The 26,445-nt window shown below is 66.6% G+C and carries 20 protein-coding genes and 1 tRNA gene; 10 read left to right on the forward strand and 11 right to left on the reverse strand.

All coding sequences use genetic code 11. From position 1 onward, the window contains the following. Nucleotides 1-7 precede the first annotated feature (7 nt). The 3 genes from QXK92_RS32260 to QXK92_RS32270 are packed head-to-tail and all read left to right on the forward strand — an operon-like array spanning nt 8 to nt 2,056. The gene (locus QXK92_RS32260; RefSeq protein ID WP_306248608.1) at nt 8-1,228 is read left to right on the forward strand and encodes an alkane 1-monooxygenase; all 1,221 of its coding nucleotides are present in this window, start codon (nt 8-10) and stop codon (nt 1,226-1,228) included. Continuing rightward, on the forward strand, nt 1,228-1,428 hold the full coding sequence (locus QXK92_RS32265) for a rubredoxin (protein WP_306248610.1): 201 nt from the start codon (nt 1,228-1,230) through the stop codon (nt 1,426-1,428). The genes QXK92_RS32260 and QXK92_RS32265 overlap by 1 nt, the downstream gene beginning before the upstream one ends. 10 nt (nt 1,429-1,438) lie before the next feature. Further along, nucleotides 1,439-2,056, forward strand: coding sequence for a TetR family transcriptional regulator (locus QXK92_RS32270; RefSeq protein WP_306248612.1), 618 nt, complete (start codon nt 1,439-1,441; stop codon nt 2,054-2,056). A gap of 40 nt (nt 2,057-2,096) precedes the next feature. Here QXK92_RS32270 and QXK92_RS32275 read toward each other — a convergent pair whose 3' ends face one another. From QXK92_RS32275 to QXK92_RS32300, 6 genes are all read right to left on the reverse strand, one after another. Further along, nucleotides 2,097-3,167 carry a 2Fe-2S iron-sulfur cluster binding domain-containing protein gene (locus QXK92_RS32275; protein ID WP_306248614.1) on the reverse strand — a complete coding sequence of 357 codons (1,071 nt, stop codon included), beginning with the start codon at nt 3,165-3,167 and terminating at the stop codon, nt 2,097-2,099. Next, the gene (gene hcp / locus QXK92_RS32280) at nt 3,167-4,849 is read right to left on the reverse strand and encodes a hydroxylamine reductase (protein WP_306248616.1); all 1,683 of its coding nucleotides are present in this window, start codon (nt 4,847-4,849) and stop codon (nt 3,167-3,169) included. Before hcp ends, QXK92_RS32275 begins: the two co-directional genes overlap by 1 nt. 97 nt (nt 4,850-4,946) lie before the next feature. Further along, a complete protein-coding gene (locus QXK92_RS32285) occupies nt 4,947-5,681 on the reverse strand; it encodes a Crp/Fnr family transcriptional regulator (protein ID WP_306248617.1) in 735 nt (244 codons plus the stop codon). Nucleotides 5,682-5,770: 89 nt separating this feature from the next. Continuing rightward, complete coding sequence (locus QXK92_RS32290) at nt 5,771-7,087, reverse strand: sugar ABC transporter substrate-binding protein (RefSeq protein WP_306248619.1); 1,317 nt, start codon at nt 7,085-7,087, stop codon at nt 5,771-5,773. A gap of 96 nt (nt 7,088-7,183) precedes the next feature. Then, on the reverse strand, nt 7,184-8,005 hold the full coding sequence (locus QXK92_RS32295; RefSeq protein ID WP_306248621.1) for a carbohydrate ABC transporter permease: 822 nt from the start codon (nt 8,003-8,005) through the stop codon (nt 7,184-7,186). Next, nucleotides 7,992-8,864 (reverse strand): carbohydrate ABC transporter permease, encoded by an 873-nt coding sequence (locus tag QXK92_RS32300; RefSeq protein WP_306248623.1) that lies wholly within the window; start codon nt 8,862-8,864, stop codon nt 7,992-7,994. The genes QXK92_RS32295 and QXK92_RS32300 overlap by 14 nt, the downstream gene beginning before the upstream one ends. Before the next feature lie 33 nt (nt 8,865-8,897). Here QXK92_RS32300 and QXK92_RS32305 point away from each other — a divergent pair, with 33 nt between their 5' ends. The 3 genes from QXK92_RS32305 to QXK92_RS32315 are packed head-to-tail and all read left to right on the forward strand — an operon-like array spanning nt 8,898 to nt 12,635. Then, nucleotides 8,898-10,415, forward strand: a complete 1,518-nt coding sequence (locus QXK92_RS32305) for a TldD/PmbA family protein (protein WP_306248625.1) — start codon at nt 8,898-8,900, stop codon at nt 10,413-10,415. Beyond that, a complete protein-coding gene (locus tag QXK92_RS32310; protein ID WP_306248626.1) occupies nt 10,412-11,785 on the forward strand; it encodes a TldD/PmbA family protein in 1,374 nt (457 codons plus the stop codon). Before QXK92_RS32305 ends, QXK92_RS32310 begins: the two co-directional genes overlap by 4 nt. Before the next feature lie 10 nt (nt 11,786-11,795). Then, a complete protein-coding gene (locus tag QXK92_RS32315; RefSeq protein WP_306248628.1) occupies nt 11,796-12,635 on the forward strand; it encodes a carboxymuconolactone decarboxylase family protein in 840 nt (279 codons plus the stop codon). Here QXK92_RS32315 and QXK92_RS32320 read toward each other — a convergent pair. After that, nucleotides 12,617-15,190: a cation-transporting P-type ATPase gene (locus tag QXK92_RS32320; protein ID WP_306248630.1), complete on the reverse strand. Its 2,574-nt coding sequence runs from the start codon at nt 15,188-15,190 to the stop codon at nt 12,617-12,619. The two genes, QXK92_RS32315 and QXK92_RS32320, sit on opposite strands and share 19 nt — an antisense overlap. A 150-nt stretch (nt 15,191-15,340) precedes the next feature. Between QXK92_RS32320 and QXK92_RS32325 the strand changes: the two genes are divergently transcribed. Then, nucleotides 15,341-16,114, forward strand: coding sequence for a hypothetical protein (locus QXK92_RS32325; protein ID WP_306248632.1), 774 nt, complete (start codon nt 15,341-15,343; stop codon nt 16,112-16,114). A 28-nt stretch (nt 16,115-16,142) separates the two neighbouring features. Beyond that, nucleotides 16,143-16,649, forward strand: coding sequence for a nitroreductase family deazaflavin-dependent oxidoreductase (locus QXK92_RS32330; RefSeq protein WP_306248634.1), 507 nt, complete (start codon nt 16,143-16,145; stop codon nt 16,647-16,649). Between the two features lie 7 nt (nt 16,650-16,656). Here the strand turns inward: QXK92_RS32330 and QXK92_RS32335 are convergent, their stop codons facing one another. Further along, on the reverse strand, nt 16,657-17,898 hold the full coding sequence (locus QXK92_RS32335) for a fatty acid desaturase (protein ID WP_306248636.1): 1,242 nt from the start codon (nt 17,896-17,898) through the stop codon (nt 16,657-16,659). Between the two features lie 413 nt (nt 17,899-18,311). Here QXK92_RS32335 and QXK92_RS32340 point away from each other — a divergent pair. Next, nucleotides 18,312-18,385 (forward strand) — tRNA-Ile (locus QXK92_RS32340). Nucleotides 18,386-18,428: 43 nt separating this feature from the next. Here the strand turns inward: QXK92_RS32340 and xerC are convergent. Both xerC and QXK92_RS32350 read right to left on the reverse strand, forming a co-directional pair. Continuing rightward, entirely contained in the window at nt 18,429-19,604 is a 1,176-nt protein-coding gene (xerC, locus tag QXK92_RS32345; protein WP_306248638.1) for a tyrosine recombinase XerC, read from the reverse strand. Between the two features lie 177 nt (nt 19,605-19,781). Continuing rightward, the gene (locus QXK92_RS32350; RefSeq protein ID WP_273438125.1) at nt 19,782-19,988 is read right to left on the reverse strand and encodes an AlpA family transcriptional regulator; all 207 of its coding nucleotides are present in this window, start codon (nt 19,986-19,988) and stop codon (nt 19,782-19,784) included. A gap of 427 nt (nt 19,989-20,415) precedes the next feature. Between QXK92_RS32350 and mobF the strand changes: the two genes are divergently transcribed. After that, complete coding sequence (gene mobF, locus QXK92_RS32355; RefSeq protein ID WP_306248640.1) at nt 20,416-23,217, forward strand: MobF family relaxase; 2,802 nt, start codon at nt 20,416-20,418, stop codon at nt 23,215-23,217. A gap of 80 nt (nt 23,218-23,297) precedes the next feature. On the opposite strand, the gene QXK92_RS32360 is transcribed toward mobF, so the two are convergent. Further along, a complete protein-coding gene (locus QXK92_RS32360; RefSeq protein ID WP_306248642.1) occupies nt 23,298-26,426 on the reverse strand; it encodes a type I restriction endonuclease subunit R in 3,129 nt (1,042 codons plus the stop codon). Nucleotides 26,427-26,445 lie beyond the last annotated feature (19 nt).

A 26,445-nucleotide genomic window follows, 5' to 3' on the forward strand; every position in this document is an offset into this window, starting at 1 on the left:
GTTCGCGATGGCGAACATGGTGAAGCTGAATACCGGCGGTGACGTCGCGGTATGGCGGGACCGGAAGCGATACCTATGGCCCCTTGGCCTGATCCTTCCGACGTCCCTGCTGGCGGCCGTCGGGATGGCCTGGCTATTCGGCCGGTTCGGATGGACCGCTGCCACGCCGGTGCTGTGGTGGGTCGGACCGATTCTGCTCTACGTGCTGTTGCCGATTCTCGACACCTTCTTCGGCGCCGACGACCAGAATCCGCCCGACGACGTGATCGAGTACCTGGAGAACGACAAGTACTACCGGTACTGCACTTATGCGTTCATACCCCTGCAGATGGCCAGCCTCGTCGTGGCGTGCTACCTCTGGTCGGCGCACGACCTGAGCTGGCTGGGAATCAGCGGCGGCCTGGGCCTGATCTCCAAGATCGGGGTCATGGTGACGATGGGTGTGATCGGCGGGGTCGGCATCAACACCGCGCACGAAATGGGCCACAAGCGCGAGGAACTGGAGCGCTGGCTGTCCAAGGTGACGCTCGCCCAGACCCTCTACGGGCACTTCTACATCGAACACAACCGCGGCCACCACGTCCGCGTCTCCACCCCGGAGGACCCGGCCAGCGCACGCTTCGGTGAGAGTTTCTGGATGTTCCTGCCGCGCAGCGTCTTCGGCTCGCTGAAGTCGGCATGGGAACTGGAGAAGACGCGGATGCAGCGACTTGGCAAGTCCGCGTGGAGTATTCACAACGACGTGCTCAACGCGTGGGTGATGTCTTTCGTGCTGTTCGGCGCGCTGACGGCCGCTTTCGGATGGCAGGTGTTGCCGTTCCTGATCATTCAGGCGGCCTACGGTGCGTCGCTGCTGGAATCGGTGAACTTCCTCGAGCACTACGGACTGTTGCGGCAGAAGACGCCGTCGGGACGTTACGAGCGCTGCGCCCCGGTGCATAGCTGGAATTCCGATCACATCGTCACCAACGTCTTCCTGTACCACCTGCAGCGCCACAGCGACCACCACGCCAACCCGGTGCGGCGTTACCAGACCCTGCGCAGCATGGACGGGGCGCCGAATCTGCCGAGTGGATATGCCACGTTGATCGGGTTGACCTACTTCCCTCCGCTGTGGCGCCGGCTGATGGACCATCGCGTCATGGCGCACTACGGCGGCGACATCAGCCGGGTGAACGTCGATCCGCGCAAGCGTGACAAGGTCCTCGCCAGGTACGGAGCCTCTTGATGGCCGCCTATAAATGCCCTGATTGCGACTATGTCTACGACGAAGCTACGGGTGCGCCTCATCTGGGCTATCCGGCGGGAACCAGCTGGGACGACGTGGAGGATGGCTGGCGCTGCCCGGACTGCGGCGTCCGAGAGAAGTTCGACTTCAACCCGCGGCGCGCCCATTCGACGGCAGGAGCTGAGCCCGATGCGCAATAGTCTCGGGTGGATGGTTGAGCCGACGTCCCCGCGAAACCGCAGCCCGTACCAGAACAACGCCGTTGCCTTGATGCGCAACGGGGTGCTGGACGCGATGCAGCGGTTGCTTGTCGAACGCAGGTGGTCGACGATCACCATGGCCGATGTCGCCAAGGCGGCGGGCATCAGCCGGGGCACCCTCTACAACGAGTTCGGTACGCGGAGAGGTCTGGCGCGCAACTACGCGCTGCGGCTGACCGACAGCATCATCATCGGGATGGAGGCGGCGGTCCATGATCATCCCGACGATGGCTACGGCACCCTGCACTCGGCATTCAGCCAATTCTTCACCCATGCCGACACCGATCCGCTGGTGCGGGCGTTGCGGACTGAAGACGCGCCCAATGACCTACTCCGGATGATCACCGTCGAAAGCCAATTCATCGTTGATTACGCCGCGGAACACCTGGCCGAGATCTTCCAGCGAAGCTGGGTGGGGGCCGAAGCCTTTGATGCCCATGTACTCGGCCGGACCATCGCCCGTTCCGCGCTGAGCTTTCTCGCCCTGCCGCCGGTCGGTGCCGAGGACGCGGCGACGACCATCGCCCACGTTCTGGCGCCGTTCCTCAACTCGATCCGGCGGGACTAGCCACCGGTCCGCCAGCCCCCGCTCGCGAACCCGGGCGGGGCTACTGCACGGCGGAGAACCGCTCGGCGTGGATCTGGTCGCGCGGTATGCCGGCCGCCGTCAAGGCCGCATACGCCGCGTCGACCATGGGCGGCGGCCCGCACACGTAGACGTCGGGCCACTCGTCGAGCAGCGCCGCTTCCGCCGCCGCCAGCTCGACCGGATTGCCTGTGGCGCCTGCCCATTCGGGGTCTGGCTGCCACACCACCGTGTCGAACCGGAAGTCCGGAAGCGACGAGGCGAGCGCCCGCAACTGGTCCTGGCCGAACACTTCGGTGTGCCGCGTGACCCCGAAGAACAGCCGCGCGGGCTGGGCATCTCCCCACTCGGCCATCCGGCCCAGCATCGACAACAACGGCGACAGCCCGGTGCCCCCCGCGATGAACCATCGTGGCCGAAGACCGTTTTCGGCCAGTGCGAAATCGCCGCGTGCGCTCGATACCGTCAAATCGTCACCGACCGCGGCGGTTCCGGCCAGATACTCCGACATCAGTCCGCCCGGAAGCAGTCGGATGTAAAACTCAAGCGTGCCGTCCCAATTGGCGACGTTCGCGGGCGAGTAGGCACGCCGGGCCTCCGTGCCGGGCACCGTGATACGGACGAACTGGCCGGATTCGAAGTCCGCGGAGCACGACCCGTCGCTGTCGGGCAGTAGGGTGAGTCGCAGTCGCACCACGGTGTCGGCTACCGGGTCCAGGCCGCTGATGCAGGCCCGGTGCAGCGTCGGCGGGGCGGTGACGACCTGGCCGCGATCGTAGGGCAAGTCGATTCGGCAGTCGGCGCGGGGATAGCTGCGGCACAGCAGGATTCCGCCTTCCTCCTCGGGGGTCTCGATGACGTCCGGATCGTGGTCGCCCATCTCCACGTGCCCTTCGGACAGCACCGCAGAGCAGGCCCCGCAGCCACCGGCCTGGCACGCTGACTTCAGCACCAGGCCGGAACCCTCGGCTGCTTCGAGAACCGTTGTCCGCGAATCGCATCGGATGGTGGACTGCTTTCCTTCGGTGGTGGTCAGGACCACGTCGTAGCACCGGAGTTCAGTGTCGGTCGGGGTGTCGGCTATCTCGGTCATCAGGCGCCCGCCATCGCGTCGGCCAGGTCCTGCGCCGGGTCGCCGATCGGCTTGAGCGCGAACTTGTCGACGAGGATATCCACTACGGCCGGGGTCAGGAAGGCCGGCAGGGTCGGACCGAGCCGGATGTTGCGGATTCCCAGCGACAGCAGTGTCAGCAGCACCGCCGCGGCCTTCTGCTCGAACCACGACACGAACAGGCTCAGCGGCAAATCATTGACGCCACAGCCGAAGGCGTCGGCGAGCGCGAGGGCGATCTGCACCGCGGAGTAGCTGTCGTTGCACTGCCCGATGTCGAGCAGCCGCGGGATGCCGCCGATGTCGCCGAACTCGTGGCTGTTGAAGCGGTACTTGTTGCAGCCCAACGTCATCAGCACGGTGTCGTCGGGCGCGTGGTCAGCGACCTCGGTGTAGTAGTTGCGCCCCGGCGCGGCCCCGTCGCAGCCGCCGATGAGCAGAAAGCGTTTGATGGCACCGTCTTTCACGGCCTGGATGACGGCGTCGGCGACGGAGAGCACCGCGTCGCGTCCGAACCCGGTGGTGACGGATTCGGCAGGTACCTCGTCGGTGAAGCCGGGCAGTGACTGCGCCGCCCTCACCACGAGCGACAGGTCGGCGGTGTCGAGGTGGCGGATGCCCGGCCAGCCGACCGGACCGGTGGTGAAGATGCGGTTGCGGTAGGCCGGGCGTGGCTCGATGAGGCAGTTGGAGGTCATCACGATCGGACCAGGGAAGGCGGTGAAGTCGCGCTGCTGGTCCTGCCACGCGCCGCCGTAGTTTCCGACGAGATGGGTGTGCTTGTGCAGCTCGGGATAGCCGTGGGCGGGCAGCAGTTCGCCATGGGTGTAGACGTTGATGCCCGTGCCCGCGGTGGCTTCCAGGATTCGGGCCAGATCGTGCAGGTCGTGGCCGGACACCAGGATGGCCTTGCCGACGACGGGGGTGACCCGCACGGGGGTGGGCGCCGGGTTGCCGAAGCTGCCGGTATTGGCGTCGTCGAGCATCGCCATCACCGCGTAGTTCAGCGAACCGAGCTCCATGGCGTGCGCCAGCAGTGCGTCGGGGTCGGACGGTCCGCCGGCCAGAAACGCCAGGCTGGCTTCGATTCCGGCGTCCGTCTCGTCGGTGCGATAGCCCAGAGCGTGCGCGTGATGGGCATAGGCGCAGACACCTTTGAGTCCGTAGAGGTTGAGGTTGCGCAGGCCTACGACGTCGGCGCCCAGGACGTCCAGTCCGGCGTCCACCCCGACCCCGAGGGCTTGGGTGACGACTTCGGAAATCGTTGCTGCGGGCAGAAATTGAGCTGCCCCAGGTACAGCCTCGGGTTCGATGCCGGCGGCGCGGGCGGCGTTTTCGTAGGCCAGCTTGGCCTGCTCCCGCACGCGGACCGCTTCGGCGATCAGTGACATGAATCGCGTCGCGTTGAAGTTGACGTTGGTCAGGGTGGTGAAAAGGTCGAAGCTGGCGTGCGCGGCGAACTGCGGGTCGGGGCAGCCGAGTTCGCGTGCCTTCTGCGCGTACTGGCCGATGCCGAGGTTCACGTGGACCAGCACGTCCTGCAGTGCCGCGGTGGTGGCATCTTTTCCGCAGTTGCCCTTCGTCGCGGAGCATCCGAAGGTCAGCAGATTGGGGCGGTCAGAGGATGCGGTGCGGTCGGTCTGTTCGCACTGGTAGCAGAACATGCGGATCTCCTGTGGCTGTGAGCGGCTGATGTGCTCACGCTAGGGAGGAGCGGTGAGGCGGGCTTTGATCTAAATCAAGCGGCTGCTGTGTCGGCGGTCACAGAATCGACTGGTTGCGCGCGTGTGCGTCGAGCGCGCTGAGGTCGGGGATTTCGACCACGGAGCCGTTCACCTGAATCAACCCGTCGGCCGACAAAGTGCGGATCGCCCGGGAGAAGGTCTCCGGTGTCATCCCGAGGCGGGAGGCGAGCACCTGCTTGAGGGCCGGCAACTCGACGCTGGCCGAGCCGTCTCCCGGGGAAGTCGATGAAGCGGCTCCACCGGCCAAATCGTAGGAACCGGCGCCCGCGGCACCGAGCATGTAGGCGATGATCCGCTGAGTGGCCGACTGCAACGACAACATGGCGATGTCCTGGACTTTCGACTGCAGTCGGCGCGCCATCGAAGCCAGCATGATGCGGGCCATCGCCGGATCGCTGTCCAGCACCCGGTCGACCGCCGTGGCGGGGACGAAGACCAGTTGGGTGTCGGCCAGCGCAGTGGCGTCCACCGGGTACGGCTCGTGCAGGAACATCACTGCGTGGCCGAAAGCACTTCCAGGACTGAGGATTTCCACTACCTTGACCACGCCCTCGGAGTTCGACACCGAAAGCTGCATGCGGCCCTCGCGCACCATGTAGAACCCGGTCGACGGTGTTCCGCGGCGGAACAGCACCTGCCCGGCGGGCAGGAAGATGGGCCGGCTCTGCGCGGCCAGAAACTCCACGTGCTCTGGGTCGAGTCCGCCGAACATGGGAGCGGATGCGATGGCCTGGTGTAGGTCGGTATTCATCGGGATCGACGCTAGCCAGCCCCGCGAGCAGACACAAAATCACTCCGGAGCGCATGCTCCAGGGTGAGTATGTGTCTGCTCGCGGGGGCTTATCGCGAGGCGGCGGCGTTGGCCGCGGCCTGGGCCTGCTGCAGCGTCGTCGCGATATCGCCTCGGCCCAGGAACATGTCGTCGAAAAAGGGCTGCAGGGCCTCGTTTCCGGCGGCGAATCCCACCCCGCCGGGCGCCGGGATCCGTGGCCCGCCCAGGACCGCGAAGAACGGGCCGACGTCCACACCCCTGGCCTTCCAGTACGCGAAGTAGCCCGGCTGGGCCGACAGCACCGCCGGGATGGCCGCGCCTTCGCGGCCCAGATAGGCGTTGCCTTCGCTGCTGCCCATCCAGGCCAGCACCTGGCGCACGGCCTCGGGGTGCTTTGATGCGGAATTGCCCGCTGCGGCAATCCCGTTGGTGACGGTGACGCGGCCCTTGGGGCCGATCGGCATCATCGCCACCCCCCAGTGGAAGGTGGCGTCGCGCGCCACCGCGGCCAGGCTGTAGGTCCCGGACTGGAACAGCGCCATCTTGCCGGCCAGGAACTGGTTGCGGGAGAAGTCGCCGTTGTCGTTGGTGTCGGAGGCCGGCGGTGCGACGTGGTCGGTGTTGATCAGTCCGACGAGGTAGCGGAAAGCCAGCAGCGACTCGGGATTGTCGAACGCGAACTCGTTGCCGCGCTGGAACACTCCGCCGGCCGAGCCGATGTAGTTGAGGTAGATCGCCTGCGGGTCGTTGGCGGCGTTGTATCCCCACTGACGCACCCGCCGGGGCTCGAAACCCGGTGTGCCGGCGAGGTGCCCGTCGGCGTCGACGGTCAGGCGGGCCAACAGCGGCCGCAGGGTGTCGTCGTTGCCGGGGCTCCAGCGCAGGGTGTCCAGCATGGCGGGATCGACGCCGGCCGCGGCCAGGAGGTCGGCGTTGTAGAACACCGCGATGCCGGCGTCGGTGAGTTGCGGCACCCCCCACAGGACGCCGTTGCGGGTGAACTGCTCGGTGACCGCCGGGTCCCAGCCCTGGTCCGGGCCCTCGATCTTGATCAGGCGGCCGCTGTCGGCGTACGCGTCGAGGTAGGCGTTGGACACCCAGAAGATGTCGTCGGCGCTGCCGCCGGCCACGTCGGTGCGCAGCGTGTCGAAGTAGTTCGAGAACGCCACCATGTTGGTGCGCACCTCGATGTCGGGGTGCGTGCGCGTGAAAGCCCGGAAGGACTCCTGGTAGACGCGAGCGATGGGTTCCGCCCACAGTCGCACCGTCACCACGATCTTGCCGTTGTCCCCGGCGCGGCCCATCAGAATCGCCGTCGTCATCAGCAACGCGGCGGTCAGCGTGAGCGCCAGCGCGAACACGGTCGAGAATCTTGGCTTAGTCACGTGAGCCCTCGCTCGCGGGTTGCCGTCGAGATTGCCGTGAGGGTCGTGATCCCGCGCGATTCGCAGCCGCAGCGGCAATCTCGGCGCAACCCCGGCTCATTTCAGTCCCGAGACCAGAATCGAGGACACGATGTGCCGCTGGAACGCCAGGAACAGCACGATCAGCGGCACGATCGCGACCGTCGTCGCCGCCATCACCAGCGTCCACTGCGAGTTGTACCGGGACTGCAGGTCGGCGGTGGCCACCGTCAGCACCCGCCACTTGCGGCCGCTGGTGATCACCAGGGGCCACATGAAGTTGTTCCACTGCGAGACCACGGTGATCATCGTCAGCGCGGCCAGCACCGGCTTGCTCGACGGCAGGATCACATGCACCAGCACGTCCAGTGTGTTGGCGCCGTCCAGGTGCGCGGCGTTGATCAGGTCATCGGGGATGATCCGGAAATGCTCGCGCAGCAGGAAGATCGCATACGGCGAGCCGAACATGAACGGAATCACCAACGCCCAGAAGGTGTTCCGCAGTCCCATCTGGGCCATCATCAGATACAGCGGCACCACCGTCACCGTGCCCGGCACCATCAGGGTCGCGACGTAGACCCAGAACAGGGCGTCACGGCCGGGGAAGTGCAGCCGCGCGAACGCGTAACCGGCCAGCACCGAGAAGGTCATCTGCCCCAGCAGGATCACCGCGGTCATCAGCGCGGTGACCGCCGCCGCGCGGCCGAACCCGGTGCCCACCAGGTCGGTGTAGTTGGTCAGGGTCGGCGGATGCGGCCACTGCAGCGGGGAACCGGTGGCGAACTGGTGCTCGGAGGTGAACGAGGTGAGTAACCCGAGAGCGAACGGCGCCACCGTGATCAGCGCACCGGCGAGCAGTCCGGCGTAGATCAGCCCCAACGACGCCCTAGACGAGGTCATAGCTGATCCGTCTGCGGAAGTAGAGGTGCTGAACGAAGGTGACGCCGACCAGGATGACGAACAGCACGACGGCCATCACCGCGGCGCGGCCGATCGACGCCGCACCGAACGCCTCGGAGTAGATCTGGTGGGCCACCAGGTCGGTGCTGCCCTCTGGGCCCCCGCCGGTCAACGCGTAGACGGTGTCGAAAACCTTTGCGGTGCTGACGATCCCGGTGACCAGGACGAAGAACGTGGTGGGCCGCAGCATGGGCAGGGTGATGCGCCAGAACCGCTGCCACACGCCGGCGCCGTCGGTGCGCGCGGCGTTGTGCACGTCCTCCGGGATCGCCAGCAGGCCGGCCAGGAAGGACAGCGAGACGTAGCCGACGTTGGTCCAGATGACGACGGCCGACACCATCGGCAGGGCCAGGTCGGGGTTGGTCAGCCACTCGATGCGCCGTCCGAGCAGGGTGCTGACCGCGCCGTCGGTGGGCGCCAGAATCCAGCGCCACAACACCGCGATCGCCAGGGGCGCGCAGATCCACGGCAGCACGTACAGCGTCCGGAACAACCCACTACCCGGAAGCCGCGGAGCCAGCAGCAGGGCGGCCAGCAGGCCCAACGCCGTCTGCGCCGGCACGACGAGCGCGACGAAGATCGCGGTGACCACCAGCGAGTCGGCGAAGTCGCCGTCGTGCAGTACCGAGCGCCAGTTCGCGAAGCCGACATAGTGCAGCGGCCCCAGCAGGTCCCAGCGGTAGAGGCTGAGCCACACCACCACCAGGATCGGCAGCAGCAGGAAGGCGACGACGCCGAACAGGCTGGGCGCCAGCAATGCGTAGGCCAGCGCGGTGGAGCGGCGTGGCGCGTCGGGCATGAATGTATTAAAGCCGGTCGTTACGGTGTACCCGTGACACCGAACCGGGGAATCGACGCCGACTTCCTTGACCTGCCGCGGCAGCAGTTGGCGGACGCCGCGTTGTCTGCGGCGAGAGCGGCCGGGGCCAGTTATGCAGACCTGCGGATTCACCGCATCAGCACCGAGATAGTCCAGATGCGCGACGGCGAACTCGAGACCGCCGTCCTGTCCCGCGACATCGGGCTGGCAGTGCGGGTGATCGTCGCGGGCACGTGGGGTTTCGCCTCCCACGCCGAGTTGTCGCCGGAGGTGGCGGCCCGCACCGCGCGGCACGCCGTGCAGGTGGCCACGATCCTGGCGGCGCTGAACACCGAACAGGTCAGGCTCGCCGCCGAGCCGGTCTACACCGACGCGATGTGGGCGTCGGACTACCAGATCGACCCGTTCGGCGTTCCGGCGTCCGAGAAGATCAGCGTGCTCGAGGAGTACTCCCGGCGGCTGCTGGACGCCGACGGCGTCGATCACGTGTCGGCCACCTTCAACGCCGCCAAGGAACAGACCTTCTACGCCGACACCTTCGGATCCTCGATCACCCAGCAACGGGTGCGGCTGCAGCCGCAACTCGAGGCGACGACCGTCAACGCCAAGGCGGGCAACTTCGAGTCGATGCGCACGCTGGCGCCCCCGATGGCGCGGGGCTGGGAGCTGGTGGCCGGCGACGACATCTGGAACTGGTCCGCCGAGCTCGCGGAGTTGCCCGACCTGCTCTACGAGAAGGTGCATGCGCCCTCGGTCGTGCCGGGCCCCACCGACCTGGTGATCGACCCCAGCAATCTGTGGCTCACCATCCACGAATCCATCGGCCACGCAACGGAATACGACCGAGCCATCGGCTACGAGGCCGCGTATGCGGGTACGTCGTTCGCGACTCCGGACAAACTCGGCACCATGCAGTACGGCTCACCGGTGATGAACGTGACCGCCGACCGCACCGTCGATTTCGGTTTGGCCACAGTAGGTTACGACGACGAAGGGGTCGCCGCCCAGAGCTGGGACCTGGTGCGCGACGGCGTGTTCGTCGGCTATCAACTCGACCGGGTGTTCGCTCCGAGACTGGGGGAGCCACGCTCGAACGGGTGCTCCTACGCCGACTCCGCCCACCACGTGCCGATCCAGCGAATGGCCAACGTCTCGCTGCAGCCGGGACCGGAGGACCTGAGTACCGAGGATCTGATCAGCCGGGTCGACGACGGCATCTACATCGTCGGCGACAAGTCGTGGTCGATTGACATGCAGCGCTACAACTTTCAGTTCACCGGGCAGCGGTTCTACCGCATCCGCGACGGTCGTCTGTACGGGCAGTTGCGTGACGTGGCCTACCAGGCGACCACCACCGACTTCTGGAATGCGATGGAAGCGGTGGGCGGCCGGTCGACGTGGCGACTGGGCGGCGCGCTCAATTGCGGCAAGGCCCAGCCCGGTCAGATCGCACCGGTCAGCCACGGCTGCCCGTCGGCGTTGTTCCGCGGCATCAACGTGCTCAACACCCGGACCGAGGGCGGCCGATGATCACACCTCAGCACGTCATCAACATCGTCCTGGACGAGGCCGCCAAGATCGGGCGTGCCGACGAGACCATGGTGCTGGTCACCGACAAGGTCGAGGCGACGCTGCGTTGGGCGAACAGCACGATGACCACCAACGGCGTCGCGGTCACCCGCAGTGTGACCGTGATTTCCATTGTGCGCGAAGGTGATAGGGCCTTCGTCGGGACGGTGGTGACGGGCGAGGCGGACCCGACGGTGCTGCCCGGGCTGGTGGCGTCATCGCAGGATGCGGCCCGCACCGCCCCGGAGGCCGGGGACGCGGCGCCGCTGCTCGGCGGCTCCGGGGAGCCCGCCGACTGGGACGCTCCGGTACCGGGCACCGGGACGGGGGTGTTCAGCGGTATCACCGGTCCGCTGTGCACGGGTTTCCGGGGCAGCGACTGGTTGTTCGGCTATGCGCACCACAGTGTTTCGACGACATTCCTGGCGTCGTCGACCGGCCTGCGGCGGCGCTACACCCAACCGTCGGGGTCTATCGAGCTCAACGCCAAGCGCGGTGACGCCAGCGCCTGGGCGGGCATCGGCACCGCGGATTTCCTTGACGTTCCTATCGATTCGCTACTTGCGGAACTCTCCACGCGACTGGGCTGGGCGTCGCGCACGGTGGATCTGCCCGCCGGCCGATACGAGACGATCATGCCGCCCTCCACGGTCGCCGACATGATGATCTACCTGGCCTGGAAGATGGCCGGGCGCGGCGCCCAGGAGGGCCGCACCGCGCTCTCGGCGCCCGGCGGCGGAACCCGGGTGGGGGAGCGGCTGACGGATCTGCCGCTCACCATGTTCTCCGACCCGATGGCTCCGGGCCTGGCGTGCACCCCTTTTGTTGCGGTGAGCAACTCCTCAGAGACCATGTCGGTCTTCGACAACGGGATGGAGATCAACCAGGTCGACTGGGTCCGCAACGGCGTGATCAACGCACTGGCCTATCCGCGCGCTACGGCGGCGCGCTTCGACGCGCCGGTCGCGGTTGCCTGCGACAACATCATCATGACCGGCGGATCGGCCGAACTGGCCGACATGATCGCCTCCACCGAGCGGGGACTGCTGCTGACCACGCTCTGGTATATCCGCGAGGTCGAGCCCACCACCCTGCTTCTGACGGGTCTGACGCGCGACGGGGTGTACCTCATCGAGGACGGCGAGGTGACCGGCGCGGTCAACAACTTCCGGTTCAACGAAAGCCCGCTGGATCTGTTGCGGCGGGCGACCGAGGCGGGCGTCAGCGAGAAGACGCTGCCCCGCGAGTGGGGCGATTGGGCCACCCGGGCGGCGATGCCGTCACTGCGGATACCCGACTTCCATATGTCGTCGGTCAGTCAGGCGCAGTAGCGTACGAAAGATGTCCCTTCCTGCTGACCAGCTGACCAGGCTGGTCGCGTTCTCCGATGGGCGTCTGTCGGGTTTGGTGCGCCAGGTGTGCGCCCAGACCATGTCGCTGCCGCCCCTGCCCAACCCGGTTGCCGTCGACGCGCCCGAGTCCGACGCCGAAACGGTCGTCGCCGAATTCGCCGAGCAGTTCAGCGCCGACGTCTCGGCGATCACCGTCGAGCAACGGTCGCTGCTGTTCAAACACTTGGGCGACAACACTTTTCGCGTTGTCGTCGCGATGTTCATCGCCGACTTCGTGCCGCGGGTGCGGGCCGGGTTCGAGGCCCTGGGTGTCGGCTCGGAATACCTGAAATGGGTGAACGGGCCGATCGCCTGGGACACCGCGCGGGATCCCTCGGATGAGGTGTTCAGCCGATTTCTGCCCAGGGTCGCCCGCGAGCGTGCCCTGGACCCGGTGACCTCGGAGCTGGTGCGACTGCGTGGCGCGACCGCGCACAACTGCCGCCTGTGCAAGTCGCTGCGCGAGGGACACGCCCTGGATGCGGGCGGTACGGAGTCGCTGTACGACGAGATTGCGCAGTTCCAGACGTCGGCACTATTGGATGAACGCGCGAAGTCAGCGCTGCGGTATGCAGATGCGTTAATTTGGACCCCTGCGCACCTCGCCGTCGACGATGCCGCCGAGGTGCGCTCCCGGTTCTCGCCGGACGAGGCCGTGGAATTGACGTTCGACATCATGCGCAATGCGAGCAACAAGATCGCCGTGTCGTTGGGCGCCGATGCGCCGCGTGTGGAGTCCGGGACCGAGCGGTACCTGATCGACGTCGACGGTCAGACGGTTTTCAGCTGACCCCTACGCAGGCGCTTGTCGAGCGCGTCGACGGCGAGCAGCACCGGCATCGACGCGAGTGCCACGACCCAGCCCCACAGCGGCGGATTCCACTGGCCCAATAACCGCGCGATCGGCGGCACCCACAGCTCGACCAGGGAGATCGCCAGGCCGGTCAGCGCCGCGGGTACCAGCAGCCGGTTGGTGAACCAGCCCAGCGCCCCCGGCCACCGGGACGACGATCGGCAGGCGAAGACGTTGGCCGTCTGGGCCAGGACGACCGTGATGAACGTCGCGCCGGATGCCGCCGCCAGCTCGTGCCCGGCGGGGAACGCGTTGCCGGGGCGCCAGCCGAGGGCCCACAGGGACACAACGAAGGCGGCCAGCGACAGGACCGCTTCGAGCGGACCCAGCAGGCCGAAGGCCCGGCGCAACACGGTGCGGTTCATCAGGCGGCCGTGCACCGGGGGCCCTTCGAGCAGGTGCCTGGCAGGTGGCTCGGCGCCGAGTGCGACCGCGGACAGGGTGTCGGTGCCGAGGTCGAGCGCGATGATCTGCAGGACTCCGAGCGCCAGGGGGAAGAACCCGCCGGAGAGCGCCCAGACCAGGAACGGCGCCAGCTCGGCGACGTTGTCGGTGAGGTGGTAGGTCAGGAAGCGGCGGATGTTGACGAAGGTCGCGCGGCCCTGCTCGATGCCGGCGACGATGCCGGCGAAGGAGTCGTCGAGCAGGACCAGGTCGGCCGCCGCGCGGGCGACGTCGGTGCCGGACCGGCCCATCGCCACCCCGATATCGGATTCATGCAGTGCCGGAGCGTCGTTGACGCCGTCTCCCGTCATCGCCACCACGTGACCCCGGGAACGCAGCGCGCGGGCGATGCGCAGCTTGTCTTCCGGTGACACCCGGGCGATGACGACGCCGTCGTGGTCCAGCAGAGTCGCCAGTTGCTGCTGATCCTCAGGCAGCTCGGATCCCGAGAGCACCGGCGACTCGGGAAACCGCAGGCCCACCTCGTCGCCGATGGCGGTCGCGGTCGCCGGATGGTCACCGGTCACCATCGCCACCTTGACGCCGGCCGTGCGACAGGCGCGCAGGGATGCGGACACGTCGTCACGAGGCGGGTCCTGCAGCGCCACCAGGCCCAGCAGGCGCAACCCGTGCTCGCAGTCGGTCTGATCGCGCGGTGTGCGGCCGTTGCGTGGGGCGGCGGCGACGGCGAGCACCCGCAGCCCGCGCGCGGTGAGGGCCTCCATCGCCTGGTGGGGCGCCGGATCGTCGTCGCAGAGCGGGAGCACGGCGTCCGGCGCGCCCTTGACCACGATCTCGTCGGCCAGCACCACGGCCATCCGGCGCAGCCGGGGGTCGAAGGGAAACCGTAGCTCGGCCGGCCCGGTGCGGCGGTCCTCGACGGTGTCCACCCCCAGTCGGCGGGCGAGGGTGTCCAGGGCCGCTTCCATCGGATCGCCGTGCGCCCGCCACTGACCGTCGACCTCTTCGGCGTATCCGGTGGAGCAGCGTTCGGCGGCCAGCGCCAGCGTGCGGGCGGCAATTTGGGCTTCGGGTGAGGATGGCGTCAGGGTGGCCGTCGGTCCGTAACCTGCTCCGTCGACGCTGACTGTGCCGGCGGGCGTCCACGTTTCGACGACGGTCATCTGGTTGCGGGTGAGGGTGCCGGTTTTGTCGGTGCAGATGAACGTGGTCGAGCCGAGTGTTTCGACCGCCTCGAGGTTGCGCACCAGGATCTGCCGCTTGGCCATCTGCTCCGAACCCCAGGCCAGCGACAGCGTCACCGTCGGCAACAGCGCCTCCGGGACCAGAGCCACCGTGACACCGATCGCGAACACGAAGGCCTGCTGCACCGGGTTGCCGATCAGCAGGCAGACGAGCAGGAACAGCACTCCCACGCTGACCGAGATCGCTGCGGTGAGCCGGACGACGCCGTTCAGGCCGCGCGTCAGCGGGGTGTCGGGTTTCGTGGTCGACGTCGACAGGCGGGCGATCCCGGCCAGTCGCGTCCGTTCGCCGATCGCGGTGACCCGGGCGCGCGAGTCGCCCTCGACGACGAAGGTGCCGGCGAAGAGCGCTTCGCCCTCGGCGACGGAGTTGGCCTGGCTCTCGCCGGTGAGCATCGAGGAGTCGACGAGCAACCGATTCTCGGCAAGCACCACCGCGTCGGCGGGCACCCGGTCGCCGCTTTCCAGCAGCAGCACGTCGTCGACCACCACGTCCTCGGCTTCGATCAGTTGTCGGCGCCCGTCCCGCCACACGGTGACCCGGGTGGGCAGCATCTCCTGCAGCCGGTCGGCGGCGCGGTCGGCCCGGGCCTGTTGAATCAGGGCGAAGACGCCGTTGAGGACGATCACGGCGATGATCGCGATGCTGAGTTGGGGGAGCTTCGCGAAGAAGGCCAGCGCCGCGGCTGTCCACAGCAATAGGGCGAAGAAGTGCGTCAGTTCGCCGAGCATGCGACGGAATACGGACGGCCGCTTCGCCGCGGGCAAGGTGTTGGCCCCGTCGCGCGCCCGGCGCTCGGTCGCCTCCGACGTGGTCAGCCCTGCTGTGGTCACAGCGGCCATGTTCTCCCCTCGTTCGCCGGGTGGGCAGGGGCCGTACCGAATGACTTTATCTTTGGTATCGAGGCACCGCGGCCCGGAAACTGGTGGCCCTCAGCGCGGTTCACGGTATCGTGAGCAAACAAATCAAGATCGCAACAGCAGCGAGGAGTCATGGCGGTTAGAGCGGCTTTCGCCATCATGCTAGTCGCAACGTTCGCGCTGACCGGCTGCTCCGGATCCGGTGGCAAACCGGCGCGGCAAACGCCGACCGGTCATGACAACCCATCGCGCCTACCGCCGATCTACCCGGGGACCACGGTGTCGTTCCCACCGTCCACCTCGCCTGAGGCGTCATCTCCGAGCCCTACCTCGTCGTCGGCTCCGGTTTCGCGCACCATCCCGGGTGACGGGACGTTCCGGACCGGAGTGGATCTGGTGCCGGGCACCTACCGTTCGCAAGGCGGCGACTCCTGCTACTGGGAGCGGCTGCGGGGCTTCGGTGGGCAGACCGCTGACATCATCGCCAACGGGGCGGGCATCCTGCCCCAGACGGTGACGATCGCCCCGACCGACGCCGGGTTCCGGTCCCAGGGCTGTGCTCCGTGGACGCTGGTGACGGACGGCGCAACGACGACGACGGCCACAACGACCACCACAACGACGACCACATCGGTCGCCCTGCCGGCGGGTGCTCAGGCCTGCCCGCCGACGTCCGGGCCGGCTGGCGGCTTCGCACACTCCGCGGTCGGATCCGCCGACACTTCATGCCCGTTCGCCGAGCAGGTGCGGCTCGCCTACGGCGCCGGCGGTCCGGCCAGCGTGACACCTCGCCAGGTCGAAGCCGACAGTCCGGTAACCGGCCAGCACTACTCCATGACCTGCGCCTCGAACGGCTCGATGGTGGTGTGCAACGGCGGCAACGGCGCCGTTGTGTACGTGTATTGAGTTGTCTGTCGACGGGTACCGTCTGTGCATGCCTTTTCTGCGTGAGAGTGCCATTCGCGGTCGGCGGCTGAGGCCGCACGAAGCCCTGGGGGAGCGGATCGCGATGAGCCGTCTCGGCTCGCAGCTGGGGATGCATCTGGCTCCCCGGATCGACAAGGTGCTCATTCCGCGGACCAACGGGCGGCTGAGCACCGCCGGCGTGAACCGGACGGGGCTGGTGACCTCGACCGGCGCGAAGTCCGGCAGGCCGCGCACGAATCCGCTGACGTTGATTGAGGATTCGGACGGGTTGCTGGCGATCGGCTCCAACTACGGGCGGCCCTCGCACCCGGGGTGGAGTGCCAACCTGTTGGCGCACCCCGAATGCACCGTCGAGTACCAGGGGCCGCCGCGGCAGTATCGCGCCGAGTTACTGACCGGGCAGGCGCGCGCCGACGCGTGGGCCAAGGCGGTCGACTTCTTCATCGGGTACGAGAACTATCGCGCCCGGTGCGCGCCGCGGGAGATCAGAGTGTTCCGGCTGCGGCCGGTGTAGGGCTGATTCAGAGCGTTCTGGCTGTGGCCCTGCGGCGCACCCTGGTGAGCGCGGTCTTCAGACCCCGCCGGCGTCCGGCTATCAGGTCAGCCTCAACAGGCGTGAGGTGTGCGAACATTCGCTCGCTCCGGGTTTCCGGCGCGTTGTCCGCGGTGGCCCGCAGAAATCTGTTCGGCAGCGACAACTTCGCGACGGTGCGCCACGTCCTGCCATACTGAACCGCGAAAGACGCTGTGGTGTAGGGCAAGTCGTACTTTTCGCAGAGCGCCCGCACCCGTACCGAGGCCTCGCGCAGCCTGTTGCTCGGCAGATCGGGGAAAAGATGGTGTTCGATCTGGTGGCACAAGTTGCCGCTCAAGAACCGCAACACGGGCCCTGCGTCGAAGTTGGCACTGCCCAACATCTGGCGCAGATACCATTCGCCCCTGGTTTCACCGGCCATGTCGGTCTTGGTGAATTTCTCTGCGCCGTCGGGGAAATGGCCGCACACGATGACCGCGTGCGCCCAGATGCTGCGGATCACATTGGCGACCGCGTTGGCTTTCAGCGTCGAGGTGTAGGTGGCGGCCGGTGACAGCGCGGTGAGGGCGGGGAACGCGACGTAATCCTTGACGATCTGCCGGCTGACCTTGGTGACGAACTCGCGCGTCCGCTGCCGGGCGATGTCGCCGTCGGGGCCGTCCTCGAAGTACTTTTCCAGGTCGACGGTCTGCAGGCCGATCGCCCACTCGAACGCGAGCGCGAGTATGAGGTTGTACGGCAGGTTTCCGATGTTGTAGGGCTGCCACTGCTGGTCGCGGGTGACTCGCAGAATGAAATAGCCCACGTCGTCATCCATGTCGAGGATGTTGGTGTACTTGTGGTGCTGGAAGTTGTGGGCGTTGCGCCAGTGCTTGGACGCCGCGTTCATGTCCCACTCCCATGTGGTGGAGTGGATCTCCGGATCGTTCATCCAGTTCCACTGGCCGTGCATGACGTTGTGGCCGATCTCCATGTTCTCGATGATCTTGGCCACCGCGAGGGCCGCGGTTCCTGCCCATTTGGCCGGGCGTTTTGCGCTGCCGGCGAGCAAGACCCGCGCGGTGAGTTCCAGGGCGCGCTGGGCGGCGATGGTGCGGCGGATGTAGCGGGCATCGCGCGCGCCCAGGGACTCCTCGATGTCGCGCCGGATGGCGTCGAGTTCGGTGCCCAGATTCTCGATGTCGGCATCGGTCAGGTGGGCGAAGGCCGCAACCCCCGTGATCGCCATGTATTTCCCCTGTTGGTTTCGGTTCAGTGCCCGCGGCTGATCGGCAGAGTCGGCGGAGCCCCCCTTGCTCGGCCGACTAATGAGGCTAATCGTTGTGCGGGTTCTTCGCGCGTCGAGGACGTACCGCTGCGCTGCGTCCAATGCCTCTGCGCGCCAATGTTGTTCGTCTGTCCAGCCTAACTGTCGCGAGATGAGGCGGGTGTTTGTGCAACTTAAGTGGCGGCTTTGTATGTGCGGGTGCCGTCTTCACCGGGCCCTTGGGACTGAGGTTTCAGGTTAGGCGGTGGCGTCGGGATGTGGCGCCAGGACACGCGTGCCGGGTCGCGATTAGGGCGTCCGACCAGCGCGTTGTCACTGGCAGCCGGCGGGCGAGCTAAGGTCTAGGTCGTGCTCGGCGACGCTGCGGCGTCTCGGGGGCGGTAGCTCAGTTGGTTAGAGCCGCGGACTCATAATCCGTTGGTCGCGGGTTCGAGCCCCGCCCGCCCCACGTCAGAGGCTATTTTTGCGTTTCGCTGCTGCCAAGTCATCGTTTATTCATCGTTTATGCGGACCGTGCGGTCAAGTAGGTCCGCTACCTGCGTGTGGATCCGCCCTCGGGTCATGTAGCGGTCCTGGGTCATGCTGACGTGGGTGTGCCCGAGATGGTCGGCGCCGATCCGGGCCGAGAGCCCTTCGTCGTCGATGAGGGTCGCGACGGTCTTGCGGAAGCTGTGGGTGGTCACTTCGGCCACGCCCAACTCTTGCCGCGCCGTGCGCCACTCCTTGCCGAAGTTGTTTGGGTCGCGAAGCGTCCCGGCCGTCGAAGGGAAGATGACCGCTTGCTCGCCGAGGTAGGGCCGCTGCCGGCGCTTCAGGAGCATCTCGACGGCGAACTTCGGCAGCGGGATGCTTCGTCGACCGGCGGCCGACTTGGTCTCGTCGACGCGCAGCAGACCCTCGCCGGGCACGCGGATGACCTTTCCTGTGACGGCGAGCATGCTCGCTCTCTCGTCAAAGTCGACCCAGCGCAGGCCGAGCAGTTCCGAGCGTCGTAGGCCGGTGGCGATGAGCAAGGTGATCGGGTCGACCAGGTCGTGCTTCTCGCAGAAGGCGGACGCATGGAGTTTGGTGAGCAGTTGGCGGAGTTGGTCGGCGGTGAGTGCGACCGCGCCTTTGGGCTGGGTCTTGGACCGCAGCGGTTGCACGTCGCGCACCGGGTTGGCGCTCAGCACACTGGCCATCACCGCGAGCTGCAGTGCGCCCCGCAGGATCGACTTCGATTGGCGGGCCTTCGTCGTGCCGTGCGCGCTCCGCATGGACCGGAGGGTGGCGTCCATGCGGGCCGGCGTCGCCTCGCTTACCCGCAGGCCGCCGATGAACTTCTTGAGATCTTTCGTGGTGAAGCGGTACGTCGACATGGTGACCGGGGAACGGCCGTCCTCGGCCAGGCGTACAAGGTGCTGTTCCACAAGGTCAACCACTTTGGTGGCTGGGCCAATCTCGCCGTGGTTGGCCGAGCGCTTGCGTTCCGCGAGCGCCACGACCAACGCATCCTCGGCCAGCTTGCCGTGCTGGTCGTATTCATCAGCGGGACCCAGCCTTTGGACGATACGGGTCACGCCGTCAGTGTCGCGGTAGCGGCAGCGCGCAAGCCAAACGCCACCGCCTTTGTTGATGCGTTTGATCTGCCCGTGTGTACCGATCCGCAATTGCGGCCGTCCTGCCATGGTTCCTACTTCCGCGAGGCTGCCGATCCGGAGCCGACGAATTCTTCAGCTGGGGTGTTCGCAAAGGCGGGATGGGAGAACTTTCTCACTCCCGGACGTGGCAGGTCGGTGCGTGCCCCGACGTTGCGAACGACCCATTTCCGGGCACTGTATCGTGCGCCACCGACACACGGGCTGCTAAGCCGAGTTCCGCTTCGGTCGAGTCAGTTGCGTTGTCTCCCAGGCGACCACATCGCTGATCCGATACCGGACGTGCCGGCCGAATTTCGCATACGGTGGCCCTGTTCCCTTCGATGCCCATTCGGCGGGTGTCTTGACGGGCACGCCGTAGCGGTCGGCCAGCTCCTGTCGGGTGATCCACCTGTCGTCGGCGGTGTCCTCCATGGCGACTCTTTCTGTCAGCGGCTGCCGGACGGCTGGCCCATGGACATATCATCTGCTCCGGTTACCGCTCCCCGCTACACCCGCGGCGAATCAGCTTGTACTTCGACTGTGCGGGCTGGAGCGGGAGGGCGGCTGCGTCGGTCGCTGGTTGCGAGGGGGGCGCGCTGCGACGCCATGGCTGGCTCAGCTCTTGCTCGTTGATCGCCGGTGTTGCGTCAGTCATACTGCGAATCAACGCTTTTCTCAACGATTCTCGTCGACTCTCACTGATACCGGTCGACTTTCGTTACGCAGCAAAATAATTCAGAAACCTGTCAATCGCTATGGCACATTTGCACATTGGTGTGCGAGATTGGCGGTAGCACACATCGCGTGTGCTCCCGCCGGGGTTGTGCGCCAGGCGGTTTGAGGTCTCGGGTGGTGTCGGGTGTTGACGATTGCCAAGCTTTCGCGGTGGTCGATCAGCTACTACAACGACACCGCCCGCGCCGCGGCAGCGGCCGGCGCCGAGGTGCGTCGTACTGGTGGCGGGCTGGGGGAGTACTACGCCGAACACGACACCCGTACGCCGGTCTGGTTGTGCGCCGGAGACGCCCACACCGCGGCCAAACTCGTGGGTCTCACCGATCTTCAACGGGCGGGTGGGACAGCTGATCCCGACGTGGCGGGGCGCTGGCTCGATGACGGCACCGCACCCAACGGGGCGTCCGGACGGGCGTTGGGGAACCGCGGTGTGCACGGCTTCGATCTGACGTTCTGCGCCCCCAAAAGTGTGTCGTTGGCCCGGGCGATCCGGGCCGGCGAGGTGGCCCACAAAGCCATCTCTGACGCGCACACAACCGCGATCTCGGAGGCCCTGGAATACCTCGCGGAGCATGCCGGCTACACCCGCGTGCACAACCCGGTCACGGGGCACAAGGACCTGGTGCACTTACCCGGACTGGTGGCGATCGCCTACCAGCACGAGACCTCCCGCGCGGGTGATCCGCACCTGCACACCCACGTCATCGTCCCCAACCGCCAGGCCCGCGCCGACGGAATAATGGTGTCGCTGGACGGCACGTCGCTGTATCACGAAGCCAAGGCCGCCGGGGTGATCTATCAGGCCACGCTGCGCCGCGAACTGACACGGTCGTGCGGCTTTGAGTGGCTGCCGGTGGACCCCGCCACGGGCATCGCCGAGGCCGCCGGTATCTCCGCGGAGAGCATCACCGCCTGGTCGCAGCGCTCGTCGCAGTTGCGGGAGTGGGCGGCGGGAAACCTCACCCTCGCGGAGGGGCATGAGTTGTCGGCGGCGCAGCTGAGTGCGGCGCAGAAGGCGACTCGGCCGAGCAAACCGGAACAGCTGTCCTTCGCGCAGTTGCGGGCCGCGTGGCGCGCCGATGCCCGCGGCCTGCCCGTCGAGGACGCCGCCCGCCGCCAGGCCTACCGTGCCCGTTGCGAGGCGCGAGGGCAGGAGGTGGATCGGCTCCGGCTGGCGGAGGTGGCCGCGCAGAGCGACAAGGCCGCGTTCACCCGCGCGGACCTGGTCGAGATCATCGGCGCGCAGCTGCCCGTGGACACCGCGAGCAGCCCACGCCAGCTCATCGAGAAGGCCGTCGACAACATCGGGATCCGGCTGTCCGGGCCGCGGCAGCCTCATCAGCGTGAGGGCCACGAACGGTTCACCGTGGACCATATTTTGCGCGAAGAGGCCTGGCTGTTGCAGCTGGTGGACGCCCAGGATTGCCGGGCGGAAATGTGGGTGCGCGACGGCGACCTGGACGGGCTGTCCCCCGAGCAGCAACGCGCGGTGTACAACATCGCAATCTCCCCGTGGTTGGTGCAGCCGCTCAGCGCGCCGGCGGGGGCGGGCAAGACCACCTCGCTGCGGGCGTTGGCGGCCGTGGCCCGCCACAGCCTCACCGCCCGGGTGTTCGTGTTGGCCCCGACCGGGACCGCGGTCGATGTCGCGATCCGGGAAGGCGCCGGCGATGTCGGCTACACGATCGCCAAAGCTCTGCACGAGTTGGACAGCGGCGCCCTGGCGTTGGGGCATTTGGACGTGGTCGTCGTCGATGAGGCCGCCATGGTCGGCACCGACGATCTGCTTCGGCTCCTGAAAGCGACCACGGCCGCCCACACCAAGGTCGTGCTCGTCGGCGATGCCCACCAGCTGGGCCCGGTCAAGGCCCGCGGCGGCATGTTCGCCCAACTGTGCACGGATCTTCCCTGGGCGCAGCGGCTCTCGGAGGTCTGGCGGATGCGTGACGCGGGCGAGCGGACGGCGTCGCTGGCGCTGCGCGACGGCGGGCCCGCCCCGGTGCGCCGCGCCGTGGAGTGGTACCGCACCCAGGGCCGGCTGCACACCGGTGACCCGGTCGCGATGGCCGCCGACGCCCTGGCCGGCTACCGCCGCGATATTGCGGCCGGGAAGGACGCGCTGCTGATATGCGGCACCACCGAGATGGCCGATGCCCTCAATTGGCGCATCCACCGCGACACCATCGGCGCTGAGCAGCCCACCAAGTTGGCCGCGCGGGGGCACCGCGTCGCGGTCGGTGAGGTGATCGTCAGCCGCCGCAACGCGCCCGAACTGCCCGTCATCTGCGCCACCGACACCAGCCCCGCCGACCCAGTGCGCAACGGCAACCGCTGGCGCGTCTACGCCGTCGACCCCGACAACGATCGCATCGCGGCCCGACGCCTGCACGACGGCGCCTGCGCGGCCTTCTGGGGGGACTATCTGCGTGAGCACATCACCTACGGCTACGCCATCACCGTCCACTCCGCGCAAGGCGCCACCGCCGACACCACGCACGCGGTCCTGGGCGAAAACACCACCCGCGCACTGTTCTACGTCGCCATGACCCGCGGCCGCGACGCCAACACCGCCTACCTGCACGAGCGGATCGCCGGCGACCACGAACACAGCCAACCCGACGGCGTCCACATCCCAAGGCGCGGCACCAGTCGCGACGCCGCACACTTGGCCCGCACCCTCATCGGCAACCGCGACGAGCAAGCCCGCACCGCCCACCAGATCGCACAAGAAGCCTACGGCTCCCCAATGCCCGTGCCCGTGCGTGGCCTACTGTGGCGGCGCGACAAAGACGTCCGACAGCGACGGGCCGCTTTTCAGCAATGGTGCGCGGGCGGCGCAGGAATCAACATCCCCGATCACCGCATAATCGACCAGCGCATCGACCGCAGCCAAGCTAGGGACGTCGGCTACGACTTAAGCCTATAAATCGGCCACACGACATGGATTGCGCCACGGGTTCGCCGGCGTGCAAGATACGTTAACTGAGGTCAAACGCCCTAGCAGCCTCACCGCTGAGCATCTTGCAGACTCTCCGCCGTGACGACCTGATAGAACCATTTGGCGATGTCGGAAATCAAATGCGACCGGCCTGGTGCATTGGTGAAGAAATAGTCGCTCATCTTCTCGTGCGCGCCCTGATTGTCGGCGACTGCGCCGGTAACGGCGTCATCGAAGTCCGGGGACTCCACGAACTGCTTGGCGGAGTTGACCTTCGCTTGCTGCACCAGCGCGGCATCCTCGAGCAGCGTCTGCAACAGTGCTTCGAGGAAGGACACCTTCTGCGACTCGGTGAAGTCTTCGGAACCGAACAGGTCATTGAGTCGGTCGAGCACCTGCTGGAAGGCGACCATCTTCGGGTCGCGCTTCTCACCTGACCCAGCGGCGGTGATTCCGGAGAGTCCGACCCGCGCACCCAGACCGATATCGATCCTGCCCCTGTCGATCTGCTTGACGTGCTTGAGCACTACGTCAGTCAGGTCGATCGGGGCGGTGTAGTTGTCCGGCCGGATCACCCGGTCGAGCTCGCGCAGGTAAATTTGCTTTTTCTCCAACCCGGGGTCACCGTAGTCGATGATCTGCGACATGAAGTCATAGAGACGCACGAAGGACCCGACGTCCTTGCGGAACATGTCCAGCTCGGCCAGTGCCGCCTTGTCGCCCTCGCCGCCGTTGTGAATCAGGGCGGCCTGGTAGCGCTCGGCAAACCGCTTCTTGCCGGGGTCGACCGCCGCTTTGAGTGCGTTGTGGCCCTTGCCTGTCACGAAAACCTCTGCGCACTGGTCGATCTCGGCTTCGGTGTAGATGCCGGCGGTGTCGAGTTTCGCCACTAGGTCGTGGACCAGGTTCGGGTCGGTCTCGGTTTCCAGGAACGCGTCGGTGAAGTACGGCTCGAACGCCTTGCGGATCTCCTCGGGCTCGTTGACGAAATCCACAACCTGTGTCATTGACGCGCTCTTTTGGATGCCCGACGGAGTGCGGTAGGTGCGGTTGAGCCGCGAGAGGGTCTGCACTGCGGTGACACCGGACAGGATTCGGTCGACATACATCGCGCACAGCAGCGGCTGGTCGAATCCGGTCTGGAACTTGTTGGCGACGATCATCACCTTGTACTGGTCACCGCGAAATGACGTACGCAGGTCATGCACGCCGGGGTTCATGCTGGCTTCGCTGAACGGCTCTGGCCCGGACTCCGGGTCGTGCACAGCGCCTGAAAACGCGACCAGGGTGCGATATCCGTAACCCATTTTATCGATGAACGATTGGATCGCGAACTTGTAGCGCACCGCCGCCTTGCGGGAGTCGGTGACGACCATCGCCTTGGCGTGCCCGTCGAGCAGCACCGCCACGTTTTCGTGGAAATGCTCGACGATGATCGCGGCCTTCTGCGCGATCGTCTGCGGGTTGAGCTTGACCCAGCGCATGACCTCCTTGGTGGCTTGGGCCTGATCCACCTCGTTCCCGTGGGCGACGCTTTGCCCGACCTGGAACGCCAACTTGAACGAGTGGTACCCGGTCAGCACGTCGAGGATGTAGCCCTCCTCGATGGCCTGCTTCATCGTGTAGACGTGGAACGGCACCGGTTTCTCGTCGGGAGTTGGCCTGCGGCCGAACAGTTCCAGCGTCTTGGCCTTGGGGGTGGCAGTAAAAGCGAAGTAGGAGATGTTGGCCGACTCGGCGCGCTCGCTGGCTTCGGAGGCCAGCACTGCCTCGATATCGATCTCGCCGCCCTCCTCGATCTCTTTGAGTTCGTCGGCGGTCAGCACTGACTTCAACTTGCTCGCGATCTGTCCGGACTGCGACGAGTGGGCTTCGTCGGCGATGACGGCGAACGTCTTGCCCTTGAGCCCCTTGTTCTTTCGGATCTCGTTCATCGCGAACGGGAAGGTCTGAATGGTGACGACGATGATCAGCTTGCCGCCGATCAGCGCGTTGGCGAGCAGGCCGGATTTCGACTTCGGCTCGCCGCCGGCTTTCGCGGCTTCGTCACGGTCGATGGCTACGACGATGCCCTGGTCGTTGTCGATCTGCTTGATCGCATCCTGCAGCTGGGCGTCGAGCACGTTGCGGTCGGTCACTACGATGACCGAGTCGAACACCTTCTGGTTGTCGACCTGCAGTCGCGCCATCCGGTGCGCGGTCCAGGCGATCGAGTCAGTCTTGCCCGAACCAGCTGAATGCTGGATCAGGTAACGCTTTCCGACGCCTTCGGCGGTGACCGCGACGGTGAGTTCGGTGACGGCCTCCCACTGGTGGAACCGCGGAAATCGCAGCGACGACGACTTGGTGGTCTTGCCGCTGATCGGGTCGGTGCTCGACTCATGCTTGACGTACATCAGCCGACCCAGGATGTTCAGCCAGGCGTCGCGCTGCAGAACCCGCTCCCACAAGTAGGCGGATTTCGACCCGGTCGGGTTGAGCGGGTTTCCGGCGCCGCCGTCTTCGGCGCCACGGTTGAACGGCAGGAAATGCGTTGTATCACCAGCAAGTTTGGTGGTCATCCAGACCTCGTCATCCGACACCGCGAAATGCACCAGCGCGCGGGCACCGGAGACGAACAACGGCTGGAGCGCGCCGGTTTTGGCATCCTTGGGTAGCCGGGACGTCTTGTACTGGGTGATCGCATCGGCGACGGTCTGGGTGAAATCTGTCTTCAGCTCCGCGGTGGCCACCGGAAGCCCGTTGACGAAGAACACCAGATCCACCGAGCGCTGATCGGCGGTGGAGAAGTGCACCTGGCGCATGACCCGCACTCGCACCGCTGCGTAGTCGGCGTTGCGTTTCTCGTTGAGCGTCGACTCGGGCTTGAAGACGCACATCTGGAACTTCGCCGCCAGGTGTGAGAACCCCTTGCGGAGCAGGTTGAGGGTTCCGCCGCCGTTGTCCAACGGTGTGTCAAGGACTTTCACGAGCCGGTCCAGCAGTTGCGCCTGCTGCTTGGCGATGTCCTTGGAGCCTGGCTTGACGACCTTCTCCAGCTGCTCCGGCTGAGTTTCGGCCAGCCAGCCCAGGACGTCGTCGGGGAACAGGGCGCGTTCACGGTCATAGCCGGGGTCATTCGGCGAATAGAGCCAGCCTTGGGCGGCCAGGTGCTCGGCGAACTCCTTTTCGAACTCGATCTCGTTGTGCAGCGCCATGTTTCAGGACCCTTCCCGC

The organism is Mycobacterium sp. TY815, assembly GCF_030755135.1.
Classification (GTDB): Bacteria; Actinomycetota; Actinomycetes; order Mycobacteriales; family Mycobacteriaceae; genus Mycobacterium.

Excerpts from the sequence above, each read along its gene's own strand:
- QXK92_RS32330 (WP_306248634.1), top strand. The coding sequence starts at position 16,143 with ATGCCTTTTCTGCGTGAGAGTGCCATTCGCGGTCGGCGGCTGAGGCCG.
- QXK92_RS32320 (WP_306248630.1), bottom strand. The coding sequence starts at position 15,190 with ATGGCCGCTGTGACCACAGCAGGGCTGACCACGTCGGAGGCGACCGAG.
- QXK92_RS32350 (WP_273438125.1), bottom strand. The coding sequence starts at position 19,988 with ATGGAGGACACCGCCGACGACAGGTGGATCACCCGACAGGAGCTGGCC.
- QXK92_RS32335 (WP_306248636.1), bottom strand. The coding sequence starts at position 17,898 with ATGGCGATCACGGGGGTTGCGGCCTTCGCCCACCTGACCGATGCCGAC.
- QXK92_RS32315 (WP_306248628.1), top strand. The coding sequence starts at position 11,796 with ATGTCCCTTCCTGCTGACCAGCTGACCAGGCTGGTCGCGTTCTCCGAT.
- QXK92_RS32360 (WP_306248642.1), bottom strand. The coding sequence starts at position 26,426 with ATGGCGCTGCACAACGAGATCGAGTTCGAAAAGGAGTTCGCCGAGCAC.
- QXK92_RS32325 (WP_306248632.1), top strand. The coding sequence starts at position 15,341 with ATGGCGGTTAGAGCGGCTTTCGCCATCATGCTAGTCGCAACGTTCGCG.
- QXK92_RS32300 (WP_306248623.1), bottom strand. The coding sequence starts at position 8,864 with ATGCCCGACGCGCCACGCCGCTCCACCGCGCTGGCCTACGCATTGCTG.
- xerC (WP_306248638.1), bottom strand. The coding sequence starts at position 19,604 with ATGGCAGGACGGCCGCAATTGCGGATCGGTACACACGGGCAGATCAAA.
- QXK92_RS32275 (WP_306248614.1), bottom strand. The coding sequence starts at position 3,167 with ATGACCGAGATAGCCGACACCCCGACCGACACTGAACTCCGGTGCTAC.
- QXK92_RS32310 (WP_306248626.1), top strand. The coding sequence starts at position 10,412 with ATGATCACACCTCAGCACGTCATCAACATCGTCCTGGACGAGGCCGCC.
- QXK92_RS32265 (WP_306248610.1), top strand. The coding sequence starts at position 1,228 with ATGGCCGCCTATAAATGCCCTGATTGCGACTATGTCTACGACGAAGCT.
- QXK92_RS32295 (WP_306248621.1), bottom strand. The coding sequence starts at position 8,005 with ATGACCTCGTCTAGGGCGTCGTTGGGGCTGATCTACGCCGGACTGCTC.
- QXK92_RS32260 (WP_306248608.1), top strand. The coding sequence starts at position 8 with ATGGCGAACATGGTGAAGCTGAATACCGGCGGTGACGTCGCGGTATGG.
- hcp (WP_306248616.1), bottom strand. The coding sequence starts at position 4,849 with ATGTTCTGCTACCAGTGCGAACAGACCGACCGCACCGCATCCTCTGAC.
- QXK92_RS32285 (WP_306248617.1), bottom strand. The coding sequence starts at position 5,681 with ATGAATACCGACCTACACCAGGCCATCGCATCCGCTCCCATGTTCGGC.
- QXK92_RS32270 (WP_306248612.1), top strand. The coding sequence starts at position 1,439 with ATGGTTGAGCCGACGTCCCCGCGAAACCGCAGCCCGTACCAGAACAAC.